We start from the raw sequence: 24,131 nt of genomic DNA, 5'->3' as shown, positions 1-24,131 counted from the left end.
TCTCGAGACTGACCATCTCAAAAGCGGTCTGCTGGGGGGAGGGTTTCTTCAACATACCCCATTGAATCAAAAGTCCCCGCATAAAGCGAGGACTTTCAATCACTTTGTCAGCAGTCTGAGCCCGGATTTTGCATCCGGGCTTATGTCGTTCATGGCTTCCCCTCTTAGAACAGTGGGGCTTCGTCCGGGAGATTTTGCTGGCGGCGCGCTGCTGTGAGCGTGTTGGCCATTAGCATGGCGATGGTCATTGGGCCTACGCCACCCGGTACCGGCGTGATGCTGCCCGCAACCTTGCTGGCGCTTGCAAAGTCCACATCTCCAACGAGGCGTGTTTTGCCCTCTCCCTTCTCAGGGGCAGGGATGCGGTTGATGCCGACGTCGATGACAATGGCGCCTTTCTTGATCCAGTCACCCTTGATCATTTCTGGGCGGCCAACGGCTGCGACCAATAGATCTGCACCACCAATAACGCCCTCCAGATCCTTGGTTCGGGAATGGGCGATGGTTACAGTGCAGTTTTCTTGAAGCAGCAGCTGTGCCACCGGCTTGCCGACGATGTTCGAGCGACCCACCACAACTGCGTTCATGCCGGAGAGATTACCACCCGCTGCGCGCTTGGCCAGCAGTACGGAACCTGCCGGAGTGCATGGTACAAGCGCTTTTTCAGTCTGGCCTGCGCCCAGAAGGCCGACGTTTACTGGGTGGAAGCCGTCGACATCCTTTTCAGGTTTGATGAGCTGCAAGACCTTGCCTTCATCCACGTGTTTTGGCAGTGGCAACTGTACCAGAATGCCATGGATTTCCGGGTCGTTGTTAAGCTCGGTAACCAGAGACAGAATGTCGATCTCAGACGCGTCGGCTGGCAGGGTGTGCTGTACGGAATGGAAGCCGCACTTTTGCGCCATCTTGCCTTTGCTTTTTACATAGACCTGACTGGCAGGGTCTTCGCCGACCAGCACGACCGCTAGGCCTGGCTTGACGCCGGTCGCCTCAACAAGACGGGCTGCACGGGCGCTGATTTCGTCGGTTACGGAGGCGGCTGTGGCTTTGCCGTCGATGATTGTCGCGTCGCTCATGGAGCCTCCTATTTAAAGATCACTGTGCGGTCACCGTTCAGAAGGATGCGGTGATCCAGATGGTATTTAACTGCGCGGGCAAGAACCTGACTCTCGGTGTCGCGGCCTTGCGCAATGAGTTCTTCCACGGTGTGCGCGTGCTCAACGCGGGATACGTCCTGCTCGATGATCGGGCCTTCGTCGAGATCCGCGGTAACGTAGTGGGCGGTTGCGCCGACCATCTTTACACCGCGCGCATGAGCACGGTGGTACGGGCGGGCCCCAATGAAGCTTGGCAGGAAGGAGTGGTGAATGTTGATCACCTTGCCGGCGAGTGCCTGCGAAAGATCATCAGACAAGATCTGCATGTAGCGTGCAAGGATCACCAGATCGATTTTCTCGCGCTCCACCAACTCCAGGATCTGCGCTTCCTGTTCCTTTTTGGTGTCTTTGGTGACAGGCAAATAGTGAAACGGCAGTTTTTCGTGCTCTACGCGGGAACGCCATGTTTCGTGGTTGGAGGCAACGCCCACCAGATCCATACGCAGCTGGCCGGTGCCGTTGCGATAGAGCAGATCGTTCAGGCAGTGACCCATCTTGGAAACCATGATGAGAACGCGCGGCTTGCGAGAAAGATCATGGACTTCCCAGTCGAAATCATAGGCGGTTGCGACCGGGCGGAACCCTTCGACAAACTGTTCGCGGGTCATGCCCTCCGGTGCGGCAAAGGAAACGCGCATGAAGAAGCGCAATGTTTCCGGATCGCCATATTGGGCGCTTTCGCAGATGTTGCAGCCTTGAGAGGCGATGCAATTGGCAACGGCAGCAACGATCCCCTTCCTATCTCCGCAGGATAGGGTCAACACAAAGTTGGCTTGGCTGTTCATGATCAGCACGTGGTCCTTGATGTTTCTCGAAATTTTGGCGGGAGCATAGGCATTGTGTTGCGCGAAAGAAAGATGAAATCTTGGGTTAAGTTAGGAAAAATGCGCTGTTTTCATTCGGCAGAGCTTGTTTGCGCTGACCCTGAACCGGGCTGACCATTGGTAACTTTACAATGGTTAGATCTTATCCGCCATAGACCGGGAATTGCTGGGTTTTAAAGGGATTCCTATGCTCCCACGGTCGCAACTTTAGGTAAGTGGAGCCCCTTCATGAAGATTTGCATGGTAGTGGAAGCGTTCGAAGGGGACGAGATTGAAGCAACAGCAGCTGATTTGAGTTCAGCTCTGGTGGACCGGGGCCATGAGGTGACGCTGGTAAGCCTTACTGGTGCACTGCACCCTTCTGCCGCGTTGGATGCACGGGTGAATGTCACCGCCTTCTCCAGAGGGAAGGCCTCGGTAGCGGTGGGCGATTTGGTGCGGTTGTTTGAGCAAGATCGGCCAGATGTGGTGGTCTCCCATGGCGCAAGAGCCAATACGACAGCGATAGCTGCTGGCAAGTTGCGCAGTAGCCCCGCTGTGCCTGTGGTTGCGGTGGAACACCGTGGCTTTTCCATGGATGCGACCCTTTCCGAGGATGAGCGACGGGAAACAGCACTTCTGGCTGTGCCCTATAGCTACAAGGATGCGGACTGCATTGTGTGCGTGTTCAACTCGATCAGCGAGTTGATGGCGCTCTGCGATTGGCTGACTGAAGGCGCAGTACGAGTTATCCATAATCCAATGGTGCCATTTGATATTTTTGAGAGGTCAGAGCACCCCATAGACGAACCGTGGTTCCAGCCTGGACATAGTGCCGTGGTTTTGGCCACGGGGCCACTGCACCACAAGCAAGGCTATGACATCTTCTTGCAAGCACTGGCGGTGGCACGCTATGCGGTGGAAGTGCGTGGCTATCTTTTGGGCGATGGCGGCGAGCTGGAGGCCTTGAAACAGGCAGCCTTAAATCTGGCACTGGAAGACATTGTGGGCGTACATGACGAAGTGTCAGATAAAGAGCGGTTTCTGAGAGCGGCCAATGTGTTCGTCTTGCCCAGAGCGGGGGATGGGTTTGACCGAAATCTGGCCTGGGCCATGGCGCTGGGTACGCCAGTTGTGGCACCGGAAAACCATCCCGTTCACGAGGAGTTGCTCAGGGACGCGGATGCTGCCCGCTTGTTTCCTGAAGGGGATGCTTCCGCGCTTTCAAAGGCAATCGTTGACCTCAGCAAGTACCGCAAGCCTGCCGAAGACCTGACGGACAGAGCTCGGGCGTTTTCGGCAGAGCGGGTGTTTGATGCTTACGAGGGACTGCTCAAGCAAGTGACGCGGGGCGGTTCAGGCGGTTAAGTCATGCAACTATACGGTGCCGGTTGCCTTTTGTTGGCATAAGTGGTCGGAGTGAGAGGATTCGAACCTCCGACCCCCTCGTCCCGAACGAGGTGCGCTACCAGACTGCGCCACACTCCGACATCTTTCTTTCGATTTCTATCTACATTGTATGAAAACGTTTTTTTGCGTCAAGAACGCGAAAGTGACAGATAAGCTGCCTAAGACCGCTGACCGATTGCGGCAGCTCGGTAGATTCTGATGGTGGAGGCAGGCAAGGGCAGGCATGAGCCATGCGTATTTCTGCTGTGGACCAATTGCGAGTTTCTCACAAAGAATGAAATGGCAGAGCTTGCCTAATCAAAACGAGATGGCTATACAAAGCGCCACACAGCGATGGGGTGTAGCCAAGTGGTAAGGCAACGGTTTTTGGTACCGTGTATCGTAGGTTCGAATCCTACCACCCCAGCCAGCTTTTTCCTCCTAAAAAACTGAAGAATTTTAAAGCCTTAGCAATGGCGCAAGGTGCCGCGTTTTGTCGTGGCTACCCCACACCGCGCAAACGGTATGGGTCAGGCGTTCGGCGTAAGGCGTGCTAGTCGAGATCGGCGAAGGACCTGCTGGTGGTTGCCAGACGTTCAAGCAGAGGGCTTGGTTCAACGCCGTCCATGGTCTGAAGCGCCTTTAGGATGGTTTTGGTGCCGATGGTATCCGCATAATGCATCAAGCCGCCGCGCCAGCGGGGGAAGCCGTAGCCGTGGATCTCCACCAAGTCGATGTCAAGCGGACGGGCGGCAATGCCTTCTTCGAGAATAAAGCAAGCCTCATTGATCATGGGCAGCAGTATTGCTTGCTGAATTTGCTGTTCTGAGCGGCTTTGCTGCGGGGTGCCCAACTCGTTTGCGATCTCTCGGATAAGGGCGTTGACCTCCTCATCTTCAATGGGCGCGCGTGCCCCCTCTTGATAGACATACCAGCCCTTGCTGCGCTTCTGGCCGAAGCGCTCAAGGGCACACAGCCGGTCTGAGATAGGGGCGAACACATCCTGTCCCTGCTCCCGGGCAGCGGTGCGCTGTGCGGCAGCAATATCGAGGCCTGCAAGATCTTGCATTTCGAATGGACCCATTGCGAGGCCAAAGGCGCGCATGGCGCTGTCAACCTGGTGGGGTGTGGCGCCCTCCAAAAGCAGTCGTTCGGAATGTTTGCGGTAGACCTTCAGAATGCGGTTGCCTATGAACCCGTCGCACACACCCGAGCGAATGCCAATTTTGCCCAGACGTTTGGCCAGCGCAAAACCTGTGGCGAGCACATCTGGGGCGGTAGGCGCAGCCTCGACGATTTCCAGCAGCTTCATGATATGCGCGGGGCTGAAAAAGTGCAGGCCGATCACATCACTTGGGCGATCCGTGGTACGGGCGATTTCGTTGACATCCAGATAGGAGGTGTTGGTCGCCAAAATGGCATTTGGCTTCAATGCTTGGTCCAGTGCCTGGAACACCTGTTTCTTGATGGCCATGTTTTCAAATACAGCCTCGATTGCGAGGTCTATCTCTGCCAGATCGGTGTAGTCGGTGGTTTGGTGCAGACTGCTGATTTTTTCTTCGGCAGCTTCTTCAGTAATGAGGCCGCGTTTTGCACTTGCCTGAAGGAGGCCTCTTATGCGGTCAGCACCGGCTTCGAGGCTGGGCTGGTCTCTTTCTACCAGCGTGACTTCGAAACCCGCATTTATGAAGCAAAGGGCAATGCCTGCTCCCATGGTGCCGCCGCCAATGATAGCAACCTTCTCAACCGGGCGGGGGCGGATGTCGGCGAGCCCCTCAAGCTTGGAAGAGGCGCGTTCTGCAAAAAAGACGTGACGCAGGGCTTTGGCCTGATCTGAGGTGCGCAGTTGCAGAAACAATTCCCGTTCTCTGGCGTAGCTCTCTTCAAAAGTTAGCTCCACAGCGTTTTTCACTGCTTCCAAGGCAACCAGAGGTGACTTTTGTCCTTTGGCCTTCTTCGTCAGCACCGCCGATGCGCTTTCCCAGAACTGAGGGGGCGGCGCGGCCTGCGGCAGTGTCCGGTCTCGAGTGGCAAGAGGGCGAGGGTGTTCGATAATCCCCCGGGTGAAAGCCTGTGCCGTTTCAAGAAGATCGCCCGTGATGAGGGCGTCTAGAATGCCCAAGGCCTTGGCCTGTTCGGCTGCGACTGGTTTTCCAGTGGTAATCATTTCCAAGGCGGTAGAGATGGGGGTGAGGCGTGGAAGGCGGACAGTGCCTCCAGCGCCTGGAATGAGGCCAAGAGTAACTTCCGGAAGGCCAACTTTGGCGCTGCGGTCCGCGATGCGGTAATGGCAGCCAAGAGCCACTTCAAATCCACCTCCCAGAGCGCTGCCGTGAATGGCAGCGACCCAGGGTTTGGGGCAGGCTTCAATGGCATCAATCACCTGTGGCAAACTTGGCTCTTGGGCAGGCTTGTTGAATTCGCGCACATCTGCGCCAGCAATGAACGTTCGGCCTTCGCAGATGAGCAGGGCCGCCTTTACGTTTTCTGCTGTCTCAACCTTGTGCACCGCGGCGAGAAGGCCTTGTCTGACAGCATGGGACAGGGCGTTGACAGGTGGGTTGTTGACGCGCACCACAGCGATTGCGTCTTTGATCTCAACGGTTACAGACATTGCTTCCTTCATTGAATTAGACACCCAGATACGCCTCGCGAACACGGTCATCTGCAAGGAGGTCCTGTGCTGGAGCCGCCATGATGATCTGGCCGGTTTCCATCACGTAGCCCCGGTCCGCGATGGACAAGGCGGCAAAGGCGTTTTGCTCCACCACGAAGACGGTGACACCCATTTCCTTGAGGCTTTTTACAGTATCGAGGATCTGATCGACGAGGATGGGCGCGAGGCCGAGGCTTGGCTCATCCAGAAGCAGACAAATGGGGCGGCCCATCAAAGCGCGCGCAATGGCAAGCATCTGCTGTTGCCCACCGGAAAGGCCACCTGCAGGCAAGTTGCGTTTTTCCTTCAGGATCGGAAACAACGCGTAGGCTTCCTGCATGTCTTTCTCAACCCGCTCATCGCGGTAACGATAGGCCCCAAGGCGCAGGTTTTCTTCAACCGACAGATTGGTGAATATCTGACGTCCCTCAGGCGATTGCAGCAGGCCCTGACAAACGCGGGTATGAGGCGCTGTGCCCGTCAGGTTCTCCCCCCGAAAATGAATTGTACCTTGGGAAACCGGTTGCACGCCGGACAAACACCGGAGCAGCGTGGTCTTGCCCGCGCCATTGGCTCCGACAAGGGTAACGATCTCGCCAGAGTGAACCTCGAGTGTGATGCCGTGCAACACCTCGATGCGGCCATACTTGGAACGAAGGCCTTCAACCGAGAGCATGAGCGGCCTCCTTTCCTCCGTGGCTACCAAGATAAGCCTCCACCACCTTTGGGTCACGGCTGATTTCCGAAGGCTTACCTTCTGCGAGTTTTTCTCCGTAGTTGAGCGCGATGACGTGGTCGGAGATTTTCATCACCAGTTTCATGTCGTGCTCAACCAGTAAAATCGCGACACCTTCCTTGGCTATCTCAGCGATCAGCTCGTCGATCTCTTCCGTTTCCACGGCGTTACATCCGGCTGCGGGCTCGTCCAGCAACAAGATTCTCGGGTCGCAAGCCAACGCACGTGCAATGTCGATGCGCTTGAGGGCACCGTATGACAAGGAAGATGCTTCCATGTGTGCTGCCTTTACCAAGTGAACGCGTTCCAGCAGCGCCATGGCTTTTTCTTGTGTTTGCCGGTTGCGCCGACTGCTGGAGGGTAGGCGCAGAAGATCCGCCCAGATGGGGCTGCGCTCCGACATGTGACATCCGACCATAACGTTCTCCAGGGCGGTCATCTGATCAAAGCTCTGGAGGTTCTGGAAGGTGCGCGACATGCCTCGTTCGGCCAGCTTGTGCGGCTCCATGTCCGTGACGTCCCGACCTTCCAGCACGACGTGCCCTCGGCTGGGCTGGTAGATGCCGGAGATCATGTTGAACAGGGTGGTCTTGCCTGCGCCATTTGGACCGATGATGGAGACGATTTCGCCGGGCTGCACGTCGAAGTCGAGCGCGTTTACAGCGGTTATGCCGCCAAAATCGATGCCAAGGCCTCTAACGCTCAAAAGGGTCATGGAATTGCCCTCCGGAGCATGAGTTTGCGCAGGGTGGGCAACAGGCCGTCGCGCATGAAGATCATGACCAGCATCATGATCAACCCAAGCATGACATGCTCGTACTCATGGAACATGGTGAGCACTTGCGGCAGGGCGGTGAGCAAGGTTGCCCCGGCGATGCCACCCAGCACCGAACCCGCGCCGCCTAAGACCGTCATGGTGACCAGCTCTACGGAATGCAGGAAGCTTGCAATATCTGGGGTGATGAACCGATTGAACAGCGCCAAAAGGGAACCTGCTACAGAGGCGTATGCTGCCGAGATCACGAAAGCGACAAGTTTGTATCTGGCCACATCCGCGCCAACGGTTTTGGCGGCAATCTCGGAGTCGTGTAGAGAACGTAGCACACGACCGGTAGGGCTGTTGTAAAGGTTCAAGGCGAGCCATGCCCCAATGAGCAGCATCCCCCCTCCGAACCAGTACCATACAACTGAGGTCTTTACCTTGAAACCGAGCGTTTCTCTGACAGCCTTGGCCAGACCGAGGCCTTCAACGGCCATGCCATCAGGTCCGCCGGTGAGTTGAGTTTCGTTGGTCAGGACCATGGATATGAGCATTCCAAGCCCGAGTGTCGCGACTGCCAGATAATGCCCTTTGAGGCGCAAGATGGGGCGGCCGACAAACCACGCAAGCAATGCTGAAACAACAGCACCTAGAAAAAGGCTTGCGAAGGGGTGGAGGCCTAAATGGACTGGCCCCAAGGCGCAGGCATATGCCCCTATTCCTGAAAACCCGGCGTGACCCAAGCTGATCTGGCCCGCATAACCGATGAGGATGACGAGGCCTATGACAGCGATGGAGTTGATGAAGATGAGTGTGCCCACCCGATAGTAGAACGATGAGGGGAACAACATGGGTGCCAGTGCGATCAGGATCGTCAGAATGATGAGTGCACGCACCCGCGGTGGCAGATAGGCTGTCATGTTTCCACCCGCTCCATGGATTTTGCACCGAACAGGCCTTGCGGCATGACGAATAAGGTTAGCAGGATCACAATAAAGGCAGCTGCGTCCTTGTACTCTGAGGTCAGGTACCCGGCTGTCGTTGCCTCAATGAGGCCAATGAGCAAGCCTCCGACCAGCGCTCCGAAGGGATTGCCCATGCCGCCGAGCATGGCAGCCGCGAAACCTTTCAAAGCCAGCATAACGCCGATGTCGTAGCTGGTGAGCGTGATCGGGGTGACAAGAACCCCCGCTGTAGCCCCAACTGCAGCGGACAGGCCGAAGCTTAGTGCCATGATGAAATTGGTATTGATGCCCACCAGACGCGCGGCGAGGCGGTTGTTGGCCGTTGCAAGGATGGCTTTGCCGGTGAGGGTTCTTGTGAAGAAGGCATAGAGGCCCGCAAAAACAAAGGCGGCACCAAACATGACCCAGATGCTCTGGGGAAGCAGCGTTGCGCCCGCAATGTGGAGCGGGTCATCCCCTGAGAAGGATGGATAGCGGTGCAGCTGCTTATCGAAAATGATCTGAGCGAGGCCGCGCAGGAAGATGGATGCGCCGATTGTGATGATAATCAAGTTAACGACGGATGCACCGCGAGCTGGCTCGATGGCCAGCTTGTTCAAGAAAACTCCAACGAGTGCAGTGATGAAGATGGCGAGAAAGGCAGCGCCCCACAGGGGCAGGCCTGCCTCAAAAATGAAGACGGTCAACATTCCACCAAGCATCACGAACTCCCCTTGTGAGAAGTTCACAACCTCAGAGGCGTTGTAGATGATCGTGAAGCCGAGAGCGACGAGCGCATAAACTGCGCCGACCGTCAGCCCTGAGAACACGAACTGCAGCAATTCGGACATGTCGCCCAAGCCTTTTCAAAGTTTTGAATTTACCGAAGCATTCATGCGTCGCAGCGAGCGGCGGAAGGCCGAAACCCTCCGCTGCTTGCGCATTTACTCAACGATGGTCCAGTTGCCATCGCGGATCTCCAGCATCTTGAATGCGGAAAGATCAAGGCCAAGGTGGTCTTCTGCGGACATGTTGACCACGCCGCCAGTGCCAACGAAGCCACGGGTGTTCTCCAAGGCGTCCCGGACCGCTTCAGGATCAGAAGAGCCTGCAGTCTCCATTGCGGCAACAAGCATTTTGAAGGCGTCGTATGCATGCCCGCCGAAGGTGGATACTGGTTCACCGGTCGCGGCTTCATAAGCTTCGATGTATCCGGTGACGACCGGCTTTTGTGGATCATCATCTGCGAGATCCGATGCGACGAGCAGAGCGGCCGCTGGCAGACGAACGCCCTCTGCAGCGTCGCCCGCCAGTTCAATGAAGCTCTTGGATGCGACACCGTGTGACTGGTAGAGCGGCAGGTCAATGCCGAGCTGGCGATAGTTGCGCGTTACAATGGCCGGGCCTTGACCAAATCCGGGATTGACCACGGCCTGAATGCCTTCTGCGTTCTTGATGTTCGTCAGCTGCGGTGTCATGTCGGAATCTGACGGGCCATAGGTTTCATCGGCTACCACTTCGATTTGGTAATTACCTGCAACATCAAGGCATTGGCCGCGCATGGACTTGCCAAAGCCGCCGGTACCGGAAATCATGCCAATCTTACTGATGCCGTTGGCCTGCATGTCGGTAAAGATTTTTTCGCAGGCCATGCGATCTGTGTGCGGGGTCTTGAAAACCCATTTCTTTACAGGGTCAATAATTGCGACAGCACCTGCAAGAGAAATAAATGGGATCTCGTTTTCCTCGAAAATCGGGATCATGGCCATGGTGGCGCCAGAGGTGGTGCCGCCAATGACGGCGACAACTTCGTCATCTTCTACCAACCGAGTTGCAAAGGTCCGGGCCTTGTTGGGGTCACCGCCATCATCATACTGGATCAGCTTGATTGGTTCGCCGTTGACACCGCCTGCTGCGTTTACCTCGTCCACCAGCATGGCAAGTGTCTTGGCCTCCGGATCGCCCAAGAACGAAGCGCGTCCGGTGATGGCAAGGGTTGAGCCGATCAGGATCTCGGCGAAGGCTGGGGTTGCGAGTGTGGTCATAGCAGCGGTTGCTGCGGCCAGCGTGGTCGTCTTGAAGACCTCTTTCAGTTTCATGTCATTCCTCCCAAAACTAACATGAATTCCAATGGACCCTCGCCTAGACGGCGAGGGGTGATGTCGTTCCTGCTGCGTTAGGCAGCCTTGTGGCGGCGTACCGCAGTGATGCGGAAGCGATTGGCCACGAATGCGGAATCTGTGAGACAGGCATTCCCCGCAGGATTGGCCCCGCTCACGTGATAGTCGCTGAAAGCCGCATTCTGGTTGACGAAAACGCTACCTGTCAGGTTGCAGGACAAGCCGACGCCCGCATCGGCAAACGCGTCTGCGGCTTCATCAAGAACGCTTTCGTCGGTGGCGTAGATGCCGGCGGTGATGGCGCCTTTTGTCTTTGCAGCATTGGCTGCACGCTCAATTCCATCTTGGGTGTCGTCGACCGCAACAACGAAGCTGATTGGGCCAAACCGTTCTTCCAGATGGGCCTCAGAGTGAGCTGCATCGACCTTGAGGATCATCGGCGTTGCTGTGCGCGCCTCTTCAAGACCCTCTATGCTGGTGGATGGACGTACCACCTCACCCAAACCTTCGCTTTGCTTGACGCGCTCCAGCGTTGCGGGATTAACAATGGCACCGCAAATTCCGGCAGCACGGGCGGGATCGCCCAGCAGCTTGTCGACGGAGATCTTGATGCCTTCAGCTACCTGCTCAAAGGACTTGTGTCCCTGATCCGTTTCAATTCCGTCTCGTGGCACCCAAATCGCCTGCGGCGCTGTGCACATCTGACCACTGTACAGAGAGAGGGAGAAGCCGATGTTGGAGCACATACCCTTGAAGTTATCTGTCGAGGACACAACGATGGAGTTGACGCCGGCTTCCTCGGTGTAGACCTGCGTGTTTTCCGGGGCGTTGTCGCGAACCCACTTGCCAAACGCGTTGGAGCCTGTGAAGTCGATGATGTTGATGTCCGCGTTGGTAACCAAGTCCTTGGTTTTTTCTGCGCCGGGCTCATCTGCAGCCAGCAGCAGCACGTTCGGGTCGAAGCCTGCCTCTGCCAAAACCTCGCGGCCGATCTTGATTGTAAGCGCTAGCGGCAGGATTGCCATCGGATGTGGCTTGACAATGACCGTGTTGCCAGTTGCAAGGCTGGCAAAGATGCCTGGGTAGCCATTCCAGGTTGGGAAAGTCGCACAGCCAATGGTGAGCGCAATGCCTCTTGGTATTACCCGGAAGGATTTTTCCATGACAATCGGGTCGTGTTTGCCCTGCGGTTTGGTCCAAGTTGCCGAGCCCGGTGTCTTCGTCATTTCATCGAAGGCGTAGGCAACCGCTTCCAGACCACGGTCCTGCGCGTGCGGGCCTCCCGCTTGAAACGCCATCATGAAAGCTTGGCCGGTTGTATGCATCACTGCATTGGCCATCTCGAAAGAGCGACGATTGATGCGGTGCAGGATTTCAAGGCAGACGCCAACTCGCGCTTCGATTGTGGCTTTACGCCAAGCTTTTCCTGCGGCCTTCGAGGCCAGGATCAACTCGTCAACGGTGGCCGACGGGTACTTGATATCTAACGCCAGACCATAGGGGGACACCTCTTTGCCAACTGTGTCTGTGCCCGGATGTCCCTCAATTGAAAAGGTTTTTCCCAAGAGGTCCTTGAAGGCAACTTCTCCGTCGTCCTTTGCAGTCTCCCCATAAACGCGAGGGCTCGGTGATTCCGGATAGGCCGACCAGAAGTCACGTTTGCGCAGCGCGTCACAGGCGGCGGTCAGGGTTTCCTGATGGGTCTTGAAATACTCACTCATCTATCTCTCCCATACGATCCGACCGCTCGTAAAAATTGCAATGAGTAGCAGCGATGGATCAAAATTATTTGTCTCACGTTCTTCGGTTATGATTGACCGACCGGACGGATTATGCAAGATAATTTTATATTGATTGCAAAAAACGAACGATTTGAATAGCGAAAGCTAAGTGTTTCCGCGGTGTTGCGATTAAGACTCGGGAGGGACAGGCAATGGCAGAGGAACCGGTACTGGTCGAAAAGAAGCAGGGTTTCACGGTGATAACCCTGAACCGGCCAGACAAGTTGAACGCCTTCAACGATGAACAGCATCGGGCACTTTTCGTCGCCATGAAAGAGGCGGGAGAGGACGGTGCCGTCAGAGCGGTTTTGTTGACAGGCGCTGGTCGCGGTTTCTGCGCAGGACAAGACCTCGGCGATCGAGACCCGACAAAGATGGAGGATGGCGTTGATTTGGGAGAGACGCTGGAGACCTTCTACAATCCTCTCATTCGGCTGATCCGTTCGCTTCAAAAACCTGTCGTGTGCGCCGTAAATGGCGTCGCAGCCGGTGCCGGCGCAAACATTGCTCTTGCGTGCGATGTGGTTCTGGCAGCGAAATCCGCCCGCTTTATCCAAGCGTTCTCAAAAATCGGTCTTGTGCCTGATTCCGGCGGGACCTGGACAATGACACAGCTCATTGGAGAGGCTCGGTCAAAGGCTCTGATGCTGACTGGGGCGCCGTTGATGGCGGAGACCGCAGAGCAGTGGGGGCTCATCTGGCGTGCTGTTGAGGATGAGAACCTGATGGATGAGGCCCTCGCCATGGTGGAAAGTTTTGCGGTTGGGCCAACGCTTGGATTGGCCATGACCAAAATGGCGGTGCAGGCGGCGGCGACCAACTCGCTGGATGAACAGCTTGATTTGGAGCGCGACTACCAGCGCCGACTGGGGCGATCCGCGGATTACGCTGAGGGTGTGAGCGCCTTCTTGCAAAAGCGCGCCCCGAACTTTTCCGGGAGGGAATGACATGTCCGCTGAGTTAGGTAAACGGCCGAGCGACATGACGCCTGACGAACTGGCTGGCGCTTGTGCCCAGTCCATGTGGGCGGATGATGAAGCGTCGCAGCAGTTGGGTATGTCACTGGAGCATGTGGCCGCCGGGCATGCGCGGATCTCCATGCAAGTGACCAAAGCGATGTGCAATGGGCATGCTACTGCCCATGGTGGGTTCATTTTCGCGCTTGCGGACAGTGCCTTCGCCTTCGCCTGCAACAGCTACAACCCCCGCGTTGTTGCGCAACATTGCTCGATTACTTTTGTCGCCCCTGCATTTGAAGGCGACATGCTGGTCGCCACGGCCGAGGAAGTGACCCGTTTTGGCCGCAATGGCATCTACGACATCCGGGTTACCAAAGAGGACGGCAGTTTGATTGCGGAGTTTCGCGGTCATTCGAGGCAAGTGCGCGGCACACATTTACCAGAGGGACCAGAGGCATGACCATTCACGCATACATATGCGAAGGCACTCGCACCGCGATTGGCAGATATGGGGGCGCATTGGCGCCTATTCGCCCTGATGACATGCTGGCCCGTGTGATACGCGCTGTGATGGAGAAGGCTTCCGGCCTCCCGGGTGAAGCCGTCGAAGACGTCATTATGGGGTGTGCCAATCAGGCGGGCGAGGACAACAGAAATGTCGCCCGCATGGGGGCATTACTTGCCGGGTTGCCGATCTCTGTTCCCGGTACAACGATTAATCGCCTTTGCGGATCTGGTATGGACGCAATTGGGTTGGCAGCGCGCTCTATCAAGGCGGGTGAAGCTGACGTCATGCTGGCCGGTGGGGTGGAGAGCATGTCTCGTGCGCCCTTTGTTATGCCGAAAGCTGAAACCGCCTATTCTCGCGCAAACGAAGTGTATGACACCACCATTGGGTGGCGGTTCGTGAACAAGCTCATGCAGACCCAATATGGCATCGACTCCATGCCGGAGACTGCTGAGAACGTCGCCGAGGATTTTAACATCAGCCGTGCAGATCAGGACGCGTTCGCTTTTAGAAGCCAGCAGCGCGCTTCGGCAGCTCAGGCGTCCGGACGCTTGAGGCAGGAAATCACAGCGATAGAAATTCCTCAACGCAAAGGAGCGCCCATCGTTGTTGATAGGGATGAGCACCCAAGAGAAACAACGATTGAGAAACTTGCTTCGCTACCAACGCCGTTTCGTATGGGTGGCTCTGTTACAGCGGGCAATGCTTCTGGGGTAAACGATGGCGCGGCGGCGGTGATCGTGGCATCTGAGGCGGCGGTGGAGCGTTATGGCTTGAAGCCCTTGGCGCGGATTTCCGGGTTGGCAACTGCCGGTGTTGAACCTCGTATCATGGGTATAGGCCCAGCCCCGGCTACTGAAAAGCTGCTCACGCGCCTCGGGCGTTCCATTTCAGATGTAGACCTGATTGAGTTGAATGAAGCTTTTGCCGCTCAGGCTTTGGCGACGCTGAGGCGCCTTGGCTTGCCAGACGATGCGGAACACGTGAACCCAAATGGTGGTGCCATTGCGTTGGGCCATCCGCTTGGCATGTCTGGTGCGCGACTGGCTCTGACTGCAGCTACAGAGATGCACCTGCGCGGTGCGCGCCGAGCGCTGTGCACCATGTGCATTGGCGTAGGGCAGGGCATTGCCTTGATGCTTGAGCGCGTCTGAACGGTTTCAAGAACAAAGAAAACAGTGCCTGGCATGGGAGGGCAAGGATGCCGCCGGGCCGTGATGAGGAGGAAACACGATGTTAGACCTGTCCCCAAGGCCAGGTGATCTGGAGCCGATAGAAACCGCATCCCGTGATGAAATTGCGTCCGTTCAACTGGAGCGTCTGAAATGGTCTCTGGCGCATGCCTATAACAACTCGCCATTTTATCGGAAGTCTTTTAACGATGCGGGTGTGCATCCGGAGGATTTGCTGCAGCTCTCTGATCTTGCAAAGTTCCCGTTCACGGTGAAGTCGGACCTTCGTGAGAACTACCCATTCGGGATGTTCTCCGTGCCAAAAGAAAAATTGGCACGCGTGCATGCCTCTTCTGGCACGACGGGCAGGCCAACCGTGGTCGGATATACTCGAAAGGACATTGATACCTGGGCATCCGTTGTGGCGCGTTCAATTCGCGCTTCCGGTGGGCGTGCTGGGGACATGGTGCATGTGGCCTACGGGTATGGACTGTTCACGGGCGGGCTTGGAGCACATTATGGAGCTGAGGCGCTGGGCTGCACCGTTGTGCCGGTTTCCGGGGGGATGACAGAGCGTCAGGTAACCTTGATGCAGGACTTCCGTCCTGACATCATCATGGTAACACCGTCCTACATGCTTTCCATTCTGGATGAGTTTCGGCATGCCGGTATAGACCCCCGTGAAAGCTCAATGAAGGTAGGCATCTTTGGGGCCGAGCCATGGACAAATGCCATGCGGAAGGAGATCGAGGATGCGTTCGACATGCACGCTGTCGACATCTACGGTCTCTCTGAGGTTATGGGGCCGGGGGTCGCAAACGAATGTGTCGAGACTAAAGACGGTCTTCATATTTGGGAGGACCATTTCTATCCCGAGGTGATTGACCCTGAGACGGGTCAAGTGCTGCCAGACGGAGAAAAAGGTGAGCTTGTGTTTACCTCCCTCACCAAAGAAGCATTTCCGATCATTCGCTATCGTACGCGTGACCTGACGCGCTTGCTGCCTGGTACAGCTCGCTCCATGCGCCGTATGGAGAAAGTGACCGGGCGTTCTGACGACATGATGATTGTGCGGGGGGTGAACGTGTTCCCAACGCAGATTGAAGAGCAGGTTCTAAAGTGCTCCGGGCTTTCTCCGCACTACCGCATTGAACTGGTACGTGATGGGCGAATGGACACGATGATCGTCTTCTGCGAAGCGCTTCCTGACTCTGCGGGAGCTGAGGCGCGCGAACAAAGCGTGCGGGAGCTTGGGCACCATGTGAAGAGCGTGATCGGCATCTCTGTGAAGGTGAGGGTGCTTGATCCAGGTGCAATGGAACGGTCGGTAGGAAAGGCCAAACGTGTTGACGATAAACGCCTGACCGGCTAGCAAGTCGCCAATCTCCAGAAAAAGGATGGAAGCCAGTGGCCCGTACCAAAGCGGTTGACTACGACCAGAAGCGTGAATTGATCCTGACTACCGCTGCGAGCATGTTTGCTGCAGAAGGTTATGACCGATCATCAATGTCTTCACTCGCTGCGGCTTGCGGGATGTCCAAGGCCTTGCTCTACCACTACTACAAGAACAAGGATGCCCTCCTTTACGATGTGATCAGAGGGCACCTTGAAGACTTGTGCGAGCGCGTTGAGGAGGCAGATGCGCCGACGGCTGGCGCAGAGGAGCGCCTCAAGGGACTCTGCATTGCTTTGCTGCTCGGCTATCAGGATGCCGACAACGAGCACAAGGTGCAGCTCAATGCACTGAAGTTTCTTGGTCCGGAGGAACAGGAGAGCATCAAGGCGCTTGAGCGACGTCTTGTAGTGGTGTTTGCCGATGCCATTCGCGGGATCAATCCGCGGTTTGCCGATGCAGATGACGTGCTGTTGAAGCCTGTGACCATGTCGCTGTTCGGAATGTTGAACTGGCACTACATGTGGTTCCGGCCGAATGGTCCTGTAAGTCGTGAAGACTACGCTGTAATTGTTACGCAGATTATTGTTGCAGGTGCACGTTCCCTCTAGGCTGCTCCAAACGAATCCATGATTTGAGCCGTGGCCGTCCATTGTCTGCCCGGTCGGAGATGCCTCTGAGTATGCCTGAGCTGCCCGTTGAGCCTGTCCTTGAGGACCTGATTTCCCATCTGCATCGCCGCGAACGCCTTCGGGTTTGGTCTATTATCATCACCATTTTTGGTGATGCTGTGCTGCCGCGTGGCGGCGAGGTTTGGCTGGGTTCGCTGCTTGAGATCTGCGAGAGGCTTCAAATCGAAGCGGGTTCTGTACGTGCTGCCATGTCGCGCCTTGCGCAGGATGGTTGGGTGTCCCGAGAGCGCTCCGGGCGCAAAAGCTTTTATCGATTGGCTGAGGCGGGGCGTGCTGAGTTCGAACGGGCCAGCATACGCATCTACGCGCCGCTTGACCGAAAGTGGGAAGGTTCGTGGACGATCCTGATCGTTTCGGAGGCTGCCGGTGAGGGGCGGGATGCAAGGCGGAGACAGCTGAAGGCTTGTGGCTTCGGAGCTGTGGCACCAACAGTGTTCATCCGCCCGGAAGTGTCTGAGGGCTTGCCAGTTCCCACTCTCGAACAGGGGGATTTCATCTTCACAAGCCGCCTTGAAGCGCCCTCCAACGCAGAAGCTTTGGGTGTTGTTGCCTGGAGTCTTGATGAGCTGGAGGAGGACTACAGCCGCTTTATGGATGTGTATGGTCCGCTCCATGAAACACTGAAAGCCGGTGAACAGCTCACACCACTTTCCGCTATGGCAGCACGAACCTTGCTGATCCATGACTTCAGGCGTTTGGTGCTGCGAGATCCCATGCTCCCCGCAGATGTTATCGGAGACAAGTGGATAGGCGACGAGGCGCGTCGTCTGGTTGCCAATTGCTATTCGGCGCTCGCTGTTTCAAGTGATGAGTGGCTCTCTACTGTTGCTGAAGGCCCCAACGGCACTTTGGCAAATGCGAGTGACCGCGCAGGAAATCGATTTCGCGTCCTTGAAAGTTAATATGTTGCGAAAAATTAATTGACCGTCTGGTTTTTGTAATACATGATTATCCCTATGAGCTTGGTACAAGCGGGAGGGACGCCATGTATTCGCAAGGTCTGATTGGAGCCGATGGCTCGACTGTTGAGGACGAAGCGTTTCTGGAAGCTTTTCAGAAACGCATAGATGCCGAGCAGAAGATCGAACCTAATGATCCGATGCCAGAGGGTTATCGACGAACACTGATCCGTCAGATTTCTCAGCACGCTCATTCCGAGATCGTCGGCATGTTGCCTGAGGGGAACTGGATTACGCGAGCCCCAACTTTGCGGCGGAAAGCCGCGTTGTTGGCGAAAGTGCAGGATGAGGGTGGGCACGGCCTTTACCTTTACTCGGCAGCCGAAACTCTGGGTGTAAGCCGTGAAGAGCTGACTGATCAGCTGCTCACAGGAGCTGCCAAATACTCGTCGATTTTCAACTATCCAGCCCTAACGTGGGCGGATATCGGTGCAATCGGCTGGCTTGTCGATGGTGCGGCAATCATGAACCAGATCGCGTTGTGTCGGTGCTCCTATGGGCCGTATTCGCGTGCCATGATCCGGATTTGTAAAGAAGAGAGCTTTCATCAGCGGCAGGGCTACGAGATCCTGCTTACGCTGTGCCGTGGCACAGATGAGCAAAAGCAGCTGGCGCAAGAGGCGATCAATCGAATTTGGTGGCCGGCCCTTATGATGTTCGGGCCGCATGATAGTGAATCCACCCATTCAGATCAGTCCATGCACTGGAAGATCAAGCGGTTCTCCAACGACAGTTTGCGCGACAAGTTCGTGAACGCGACGGTGCCGCAGGCCGGCTATCTTGGGCTGAAGGTGCCAGATCCTAACCTCAAGTGGAATGAGGAAAAGCAAGGCTACGACTACAGCGATATCGATTGGGATGAGTTCTGGCGTGTCGTGAAAGGCGATGGGATTTGTAACCGGGACCGAATGAAGGCCCGCCGCAAAGCGCACCGGGAGGGCGCTTGGGTGCGCGAGGCAGCTCTCGCTTTTGCCGAGAAACGGGCTGCTGCAGCTGAGGCTGCCAAGACCGCAGCTGAATAATAACTGGGAGATGATTTCATGTCAGAAAAGCCAACGCCACTTTGGGAGGTTTTCATCCGTGCACGGAATGGCCTCAGCCATAAACATGCAGGGTCAATTCATGCAGCGGATGCGGAAATGGCTCTGCAGGCGGCCCGCGATGTCTATACGCGCAGGGGAGAAGGGCAAAGCCTTTGGGTGGTTCGCTCAGACCAGATCGTCGCATCTGATCCGGTAGACAAGGACATGATGTTCGAGCCAACAGCATCGAAGATCTATCGACACCCAACCTTCTACGAGATCCCCGAGGAAGTCGGGAATATGTGAGGTGCAGCATGGTAGATAAAAAGTCCTTGTTGAATTACCTGCTGCGTCTGGGAGATGATCAGCAAATCTTGTCGCAGCGTCTTGGCGAATGGTGTGGTCATGCGCCTACGCTGGAAGAGGATCTGGCGCTGGCAAACATTGCGCTAGACCTATTGGGCCAGGCGCGCTCACTCTACACCTACGCCGGTGAGGTCGAAGGGCTGGGCCGCGATGAAGATCAGCTAGCATTCTTGCGTTATGAGAACGATTACGTGAATGCGTTGATCGTCGAGCGTCCCAATGGTGACTTCGCGCATACTATCACGCGCCAATTCTTTTATTCCGTGTTCATGGATCTGCTTTGGAACGGCCTGCTCAAGTCCAGCGATGAAACTATTCGAGCCATCGCAGCCAAAGCGGTCAAGGAAGTGGATTATCACGTTCGCCACTCGGCCGAATGGGTGATCCGTCTTGGGCAAGGTACGGCCGAAAGCCGGGAACGAATGGTGGATGCGCTGGATGAGTTCGCCATTTATACAGGCGAGTTATTTGAGATGGACGCCCTTGCCACGGAAATGGCGGAGGCGGGTGTTGGTGTTGATCTCGCGGCCTTGCGTCCGCAGTGGGAAGCAGAAGTGAACAGCATCCTGACGGACGCCGGTCTTGAAATGCCAAAGGTCAATTGGATGCAGACAGGTGGGCGTTCCGGCGAACACACTGAACATCTGGGGCATATCTTGGCCGAGCTGCAATACATGCAGCGTACCTATCCTGGCATGACTTGGTGAGTGCCATGGGACGTGTTGTTGCAATGGACCGGGAGGCTATTCGTCGCAAAGCCTGGGAGGCTGCGGCGCAAGTTCCGGATCCAGAAGTTCCTGTTGTCACTGTTGCCGATCTGGGCATCTTGCGGGAGGTTCGTGTTGAAGCGGATGGAGCGCCGGTCGCTCTTGTTACGCCAACTTACTCCGGTTGCCCTGCAACGCGCATGATCGAACATGAAGTTCTCAAGGCTCTTCAGGAAGCAGGGTTTGCAGCAGCGCGGGTGGAGACCGTGCTTAGTCCACCGTGGACGACTGATTGGCTCACCGAAGAAGGGCGCGACAAGCTGAGGGCCTATGGGATTGCCCCTCCAGAAAAGCGCTCCAACTCCAAGAGAGCGTTGTTCGGTGAGACGGCGGTTCAATGCCCGCATTGCGGTGCCAACGAAACGGAGCGGGTGAGCGAGTTTGGTTCCACACCGTGCAAGGCGCTTTATCGCTGCACCAAGTGCTTGGAACCCTTTGACTATTTCAAGTGTTTGTGAGGGAGGAGGGGCCATGTCCCGGTTTCATACGCTTAATGTTAAGGATGTGCGAAGAGAGACCCCAGAGGCCGTTTCCATCCTTTTCGATATTCCGAAGGCGCTGAAGGACGAATACACCTTCAAGCCCGGTCAATACCTGACCTTGCGCACGGTCGTTGATGGGGAAGACACGCGCCGCAGCTATTCCATTTGTTCTGGCCTTGACGACGATGAGATCCGCGTTGCGGTGAAGAAAGTGGAAGGCGGTACGTTCTCAACCTTCGCCAATGACCAGTTGAAGGCGGGCATGAGCCTTGAGGTGATGGCACCTGAGGGGCGGTTTACTGCCGAAGTGGATGGCGCAGAGGGCCGGAACTATGTGGCTTTTGCTGCTGGTTCAGGCATTACGCCGATTTTATCCATTATCAAGACTAGTTTGCAGCGCGAGCCTGAAAGCAGCTTCACGTTGTTTTATGGTAACAAAGAAAGTGCAAGTGTTCTGTTCCGCGAAGAACTGGAAGATCTGAAGGACCGTTATCTGGGGCGCTTCACCCTTACCCATGTTTTGAGCCGAGAAGGGCAGGACATTGACTTGCTCCATGGCCGCTTGGATGGGGAACGCATTCGGCAGTTCATCGAGCGAAATCTGGTGGATCTTGAAAATACGGATGCCTTTTATCTTTGCGGTCCAGGAGACATGATCGAAACCGGACGAAAGCTTCTAGAGGGGCATGGCGTCTCCCCAGACAAGATACGTTTCGAGCTGTTTACCCCCGCTGATGGCAGCACCACTGCCAAGTCTCCCTCCGCCAAGGCTAATAGCGTCGCCGAAGGTGGCGTTGAAATTGCGGTCATCCTGGATGGCGCGCAGCGTTCTTTCACAATGAACGAAACTGACCTGAGTGTGATTGACGCCGCTCACCGGCAAGGTCTGGAGTTGCCGTTCTCCTGTAAAGGCGGAATGTGCTGCACCTGTCGTGCCAAGGTGGTGAAAGGTGAAGTGGAGATGGCAAACAATTACTCGCTTGAGCCCTGGGAAGTGGAGGCGGGCTTTGTTTTGACCTGCCAAGCGCGTCCGTTAACCAAGGACGTTCTGATCGATTTCGATGAAATGTAGCATCACAGGCGTCAGTCAGCACTCATTGTTCTGGCTGACATAGTGCTTGCCGCTGGCGGTTGGCTCCAGCGTGCAAGGACCTTCTCCGCCGATACAGGTTGCTCCGGTGCATTGCCCCTTATTGAGCTTTGCGTCTTTGAAAGTCGTGGAGCAGGGGCCGGTTGCTCGATATCATCTATCTCTGCAAAAGCGCGCCTCTCTTTATTGTGAGGATGGGCCTTGGCTTCGGTTAATGACAGGACAGGTGTGACGCATGCATCCGTTCCTGCAAAAACCCGCTCCCAATGGTCCCTGCTGTGTGCCTTGATGCGCTGGGCGAAGTGTTGGCGCAGCTTTGGCCATTCTTTGGAATTCATCTGAGGGGGGAGTTCATTGATGTCGAGGCCAAGCCCTTCAATGAACAGGGCGTAAAAGTGAGGCTCCAGACAGCCTACGGCAATGTACTCGCCATCTGCGCATTCATAGGTGGTGTAAAACGGGGCGGTTCCATCCAGAATGTTTGTAGCTCGCCTATCTCGCCAAAGCCCAGAATGCATGAGCGAATGCTGAAGGGTGAGCAGATGTAGGGTGCCGTCTGTAATCGCGGCGTCAACCACCTGGCCTTCGCCAGTTCTGGCCGCGTGGAATAGGGCGGCCAGAATGCCTGTGACCAGAAATAGGCTCCCGCCGCCAAAGTCTCCGAGGAGGTTTAGAGGAACAGTGGGGGCATCTTCAGAGCCAATGGCATGCAATGCGCCGGTCAGCGCAATGTAATTGATATCGTGGCCCGCAGTTTTGGCAAGTGGGCCGCTCTGTCCCCAACCTGTCATGCGGCCATAGATAATCCTCGGATTCAGCGCGAGGGCAACTTCTGGGCCGAGGCCATTTTTCTCCATCACACCCGGCCTTAAGCCCTCAATGAGCACATCGGCTTTTGCGATCAGTTCCTTTGCAAGGTGCAGTGCTTCGGGTTCCTTCAAGTCCAGTTCCACGAAGTCACGCGATCGGTTCAAGAAGTCGGGTGATTGTGGGACAAGGTGTGTTGCCCCAGGCCTTTCAATTCGAGTGACCTCTGCCCCCATATCCGCAAGGATCATGGCAGCATAGGGCGTTGGTCCCAGTCCCGCGATCTCCACGACACGAACTCCGGCCAGTGGGCCCGCGCCTTGTGCCGCAAGCTTACTCATCCATGGACCTCGCGATAAGCTCCTTCATGATTTCGTTGGAGCCGCCATAGATCATTTGAACACGCGCATCGGCATACATTCGCGCGATCGGGTACTCCATCATGTATCCATAGCCACCATGCAGCTGAAGGCATTCGCTGATGATTTCATTTTGAATTTCTGAGCCCCAATATTTGGCCATGGACGCGCTGGCCGCATCCAGCTTGCCTTGCTCTAGAAGGGTAAGCCCGTTGTTTATGAAAGCGCGAAGCATCTCTGCCTTTGTTTTCATTTCAGCAAGCTTGAAGCGGGTGTTTTGCATATCCATGACGCGTTTGCCGAACACCTTGCGGTCTTGCACATAGCGGATCGTCTCCGCCAAAGCGAAGTCAATGGCGCCAAGGGCCGTAATGCCGATCATGAGGCGCTCCCATGGAAGTTGCTTCATGAGCTGATAGAAGCCTTGGCCTTCTTCTGGGCCCAACAAGTGATCGGCAGGGACTTTCACATCTTCAAAAAACAGCTCGGCTGTATCGTTGCTTTTCATGCCCAGCTTCTTGAGATTGCGCCCTTTACGAAACCCTTCGGCCCCCTCCGTTTCCAGGCAGATCAATGAGACACCACGCGCCCCTTGAGACTTGTCTGTCTTTGCGACGATGACAATCAGGTCTGCAGATTGGCCATTGGTTATGAAGATCTTGGAGCCATTGATCAGATAACCGTTGCCGTCTTTTTCAGCTGTAGTGCGGACAGCTTGTAAGTCTGACCCGGCCCCGGGTTCGGTCATGGCAATGGCGCCCACCATCTCGCCGCTGACCAATTTCGGCAGCCAGCGTTTCTTCTGCTCTTCGGTTCCATAGGCGACAACATAGTGCATGACGATGGATTGAATGCCGAAACCCCAGCCAAAATCACTGCGGGCTGCCTGCTCATAGACGGTGATGGCGTCGAAGGCGATACCGCCGCCAAAGCCTCCATAGGCTTCAGGAATGGCGCCACCCATTATGCCTGCTTCGCCAGCTTTGTTCCAAAAGCTGCGCTCTACGATGCCTTCTGCGTTCCATCTCTCAATATTTGGAACTAATTCGCTATCAAAGAACTTGCCGACGCTGTCTGCAAACAGCGCATGCTCCTCCTCACGCCATGCGGAGAGCGGTGTAATGAGTGCCATGGTGCGTTCCTCCCAGAACCAAGTTGGCTCAAGTTTGGCGGGGAACTGACATACTGCCAACTCAGACCTTTGGTGGG

23 protein-coding genes and 2 tRNA genes are annotated in these 24,131 nt (G+C 55.9%); 13 read left to right on the top strand and 12 right to left on the bottom strand.

The features are described from left to right. Positions 1-164: 164 nt before the first annotated feature. On the bottom strand, positions 165-1,076 hold the full coding sequence (gene folD, locus Q3Y58_RS08270; protein ID WP_319621879.1) for a bifunctional methylenetetrahydrofolate dehydrogenase/methenyltetrahydrofolate cyclohydrolase FolD: 912 nt from the start codon (positions 1,074-1,076) through the stop codon (positions 165-167). An 8-nt stretch (positions 1,077-1,084) separates the two neighbouring features. Further along, a complete protein-coding gene (purU, locus tag Q3Y58_RS08265) occupies positions 1,085-1,942 on the bottom strand; it encodes a formyltetrahydrofolate deformylase (RefSeq protein ID WP_274218903.1) in 858 nt (285 codons plus the stop codon). 267 nt (positions 1,943-2,209) lie between these two features. On the opposite strand from purU, the gene Q3Y58_RS08260 reads away from it, so the two are divergent. Beyond that, a complete protein-coding gene (locus Q3Y58_RS08260) occupies positions 2,210-3,328 on the top strand; it encodes a glycosyltransferase (RefSeq protein ID WP_319621878.1) in 1,119 nt (372 codons plus the stop codon). A gap of 43 nt (positions 3,329-3,371) precedes the next feature. Here Q3Y58_RS08260 and Q3Y58_RS08255 read toward each other — a convergent pair. After that, a tRNA-Pro gene (locus Q3Y58_RS08255) sits at positions 3,372-3,448 on the bottom strand. 256 nt (positions 3,449-3,704) lie between these two features. Between Q3Y58_RS08255 and Q3Y58_RS08250 the strand changes: the two genes are divergently transcribed. Then, a tRNA-Gln gene (locus tag Q3Y58_RS08250) sits at positions 3,705-3,779 on the top strand. A 123-nt stretch (positions 3,780-3,902) separates the two neighbouring features. Here the strand turns inward: Q3Y58_RS08250 and Q3Y58_RS08245 are convergent. The 7 genes from Q3Y58_RS08245 to paaN all read right to left on the bottom strand — a co-directional run bounded on the left by Q3Y58_RS08245 (position 3,903) and on the right by paaN (position 12,286). Then, positions 3,903-5,963 (bottom strand): FAD-dependent oxidoreductase, encoded by a 2,061-nt coding sequence (locus tag Q3Y58_RS08245; protein ID WP_319621877.1) that lies wholly within the window; start codon positions 5,961-5,963, stop codon positions 3,903-3,905. Between the two features lie 16 nt (positions 5,964-5,979). Then, positions 5,980-6,681: an ABC transporter ATP-binding protein gene (locus Q3Y58_RS08240; RefSeq protein WP_319621876.1), complete on the bottom strand. Its 702-nt coding sequence runs from the start codon at positions 6,679-6,681 to the stop codon at positions 5,980-5,982. Beyond that, positions 6,668-7,456 (bottom strand): ABC transporter ATP-binding protein, encoded by a 789-nt coding sequence (locus tag Q3Y58_RS08235; protein ID WP_319621874.1) that lies wholly within the window; start codon positions 7,454-7,456, stop codon positions 6,668-6,670. The genes Q3Y58_RS08240 and Q3Y58_RS08235 overlap by 14 nt, the downstream gene beginning before the upstream one ends. Then, positions 7,453-8,421, bottom strand: coding sequence for a branched-chain amino acid ABC transporter permease (locus Q3Y58_RS08230; RefSeq protein ID WP_319621873.1), 969 nt, complete (start codon positions 8,419-8,421; stop codon positions 7,453-7,455). The genes Q3Y58_RS08235 and Q3Y58_RS08230 overlap by 4 nt, the downstream gene beginning before the upstream one ends. Beyond that, positions 8,418-9,296: a branched-chain amino acid ABC transporter permease gene (locus Q3Y58_RS08225; protein ID WP_319621872.1), complete on the bottom strand. Its 879-nt coding sequence runs from the start codon at positions 9,294-9,296 to the stop codon at positions 8,418-8,420. The genes Q3Y58_RS08230 and Q3Y58_RS08225 overlap by 4 nt, the downstream gene beginning before the upstream one ends. Positions 9,297-9,389: 93 nt before the next feature. Next, positions 9,390-10,544 (bottom strand): ABC transporter substrate-binding protein, encoded by a 1,155-nt coding sequence (locus Q3Y58_RS08220; protein WP_413697799.1) that lies wholly within the window; start codon positions 10,542-10,544, stop codon positions 9,390-9,392. 77 nt (positions 10,545-10,621) lie between these two features. Then, the gene (paaN, locus tag Q3Y58_RS08215; protein WP_319621871.1) at positions 10,622-12,286 is read right to left on the bottom strand and encodes a phenylacetic acid degradation protein PaaN; all 1,665 of its coding nucleotides are present in this window, start codon (positions 12,284-12,286) and stop codon (positions 10,622-10,624) included. Between the two features lie 212 nt (positions 12,287-12,498). Here paaN and paaG point away from each other — a divergent pair, with 212 nt between their 5' ends. The 11 genes from paaG to paaE all read left to right on the top strand — a co-directional run bounded on the left by paaG (position 12,499) and on the right by paaE (position 21,738). Then, the gene (paaG, locus tag Q3Y58_RS08210; protein ID WP_319621870.1) at positions 12,499-13,293 is read left to right on the top strand and encodes a 2-(1,2-epoxy-1,2-dihydrophenyl)acetyl-CoA isomerase PaaG; all 795 of its coding nucleotides are present in this window, start codon (positions 12,499-12,501) and stop codon (positions 13,291-13,293) included. Position 13,294: 1 nt separating this feature from the next. Beyond that, positions 13,295-13,765 carry a hydroxyphenylacetyl-CoA thioesterase PaaI gene (gene paaI, locus Q3Y58_RS08205; protein ID WP_319621869.1) on the top strand — a complete coding sequence of 157 codons (471 nt, stop codon included), beginning with the start codon at positions 13,295-13,297 and terminating at the stop codon, positions 13,763-13,765. Further along, positions 13,762-14,967: a 3-oxoadipyl-CoA thiolase gene (pcaF, locus tag Q3Y58_RS08200; RefSeq protein WP_319621868.1), complete on the top strand. Its 1,206-nt coding sequence runs from the start codon at positions 13,762-13,764 to the stop codon at positions 14,965-14,967. Before paaI ends, pcaF begins: the two co-directional genes overlap by 4 nt. Before the next feature lie 79 nt (positions 14,968-15,046). After that, a complete protein-coding gene (gene paaK, locus Q3Y58_RS08195; RefSeq protein WP_319621867.1) occupies positions 15,047-16,357 on the top strand; it encodes a phenylacetate--CoA ligase PaaK in 1,311 nt (436 codons plus the stop codon). 35 nt (positions 16,358-16,392) lie between these two features. Further along, positions 16,393-16,989 (top strand): TetR/AcrR family transcriptional regulator, encoded by a 597-nt coding sequence (locus Q3Y58_RS08190; protein WP_319621866.1) that lies wholly within the window; start codon positions 16,393-16,395, stop codon positions 16,987-16,989. Positions 16,990-17,060: 71 nt separating this feature from the next. Then, the gene (gene paaX, locus Q3Y58_RS08185) at positions 17,061-17,972 is read left to right on the top strand and encodes a phenylacetic acid degradation operon negative regulatory protein PaaX (protein ID WP_319621865.1); all 912 of its coding nucleotides are present in this window, start codon (positions 17,061-17,063) and stop codon (positions 17,970-17,972) included. A gap of 83 nt (positions 17,973-18,055) precedes the next feature. Continuing rightward, the gene (gene paaA / locus Q3Y58_RS08180; RefSeq protein ID WP_319621864.1) at positions 18,056-19,051 is read left to right on the top strand and encodes a 1,2-phenylacetyl-CoA epoxidase subunit PaaA; all 996 of its coding nucleotides are present in this window, start codon (positions 18,056-18,058) and stop codon (positions 19,049-19,051) included. A gap of 18 nt (positions 19,052-19,069) precedes the next feature. Continuing rightward, a complete protein-coding gene (gene paaB / locus Q3Y58_RS08175) occupies positions 19,070-19,357 on the top strand; it encodes a 1,2-phenylacetyl-CoA epoxidase subunit PaaB (protein ID WP_274218918.1) in 288 nt (95 codons plus the stop codon). A gap of 8 nt (positions 19,358-19,365) precedes the next feature. Further along, entirely contained in the window at positions 19,366-20,124 is a 759-nt protein-coding gene (paaC, locus tag Q3Y58_RS08170; RefSeq protein WP_319621863.1) for a 1,2-phenylacetyl-CoA epoxidase subunit PaaC, read from the top strand. A 5-nt stretch (positions 20,125-20,129) separates the two neighbouring features. After that, complete coding sequence (gene paaD / locus Q3Y58_RS08165) at positions 20,130-20,642, top strand: 1,2-phenylacetyl-CoA epoxidase subunit PaaD (RefSeq protein ID WP_319621861.1); 513 nt, start codon at positions 20,130-20,132, stop codon at positions 20,640-20,642. A 13-nt stretch (positions 20,643-20,655) separates the two neighbouring features. Beyond that, entirely contained in the window at positions 20,656-21,738 is a 1,083-nt protein-coding gene (gene paaE, locus Q3Y58_RS08160) for a 1,2-phenylacetyl-CoA epoxidase subunit PaaE (protein WP_319621860.1), read from the top strand. An 11-nt stretch (positions 21,739-21,749) separates the two neighbouring features. On the opposite strand, the gene Q3Y58_RS08155 is transcribed toward paaE, so the two are convergent. Next, positions 21,750-22,904, bottom strand: a complete 1,155-nt coding sequence (locus Q3Y58_RS08155; RefSeq protein ID WP_319621859.1) for a CaiB/BaiF CoA transferase family protein — start codon at positions 22,902-22,904, stop codon at positions 21,750-21,752. After that, positions 22,897-24,054, bottom strand: coding sequence for an acyl-CoA dehydrogenase family protein (locus Q3Y58_RS08150; protein ID WP_319621858.1), 1,158 nt, complete (start codon positions 24,052-24,054; stop codon positions 22,897-22,899). Before Q3Y58_RS08150 ends, Q3Y58_RS08155 begins: the two co-directional genes overlap by 8 nt. Positions 24,055-24,131: the final 77 nt, after the last annotated feature.

It is taken from the genome of Nesiotobacter zosterae, from assembly GCF_033843645.1.
Classification (GTDB): domain Bacteria; phylum Pseudomonadota; class Alphaproteobacteria; order Rhizobiales; family Stappiaceae; genus Pseudovibrio; species Pseudovibrio zosterae.
The sequence above is the reverse complement of the archived record's forward strand: the minus strand, read 5'-3'. Positions and strand labels throughout refer to the sequence as shown.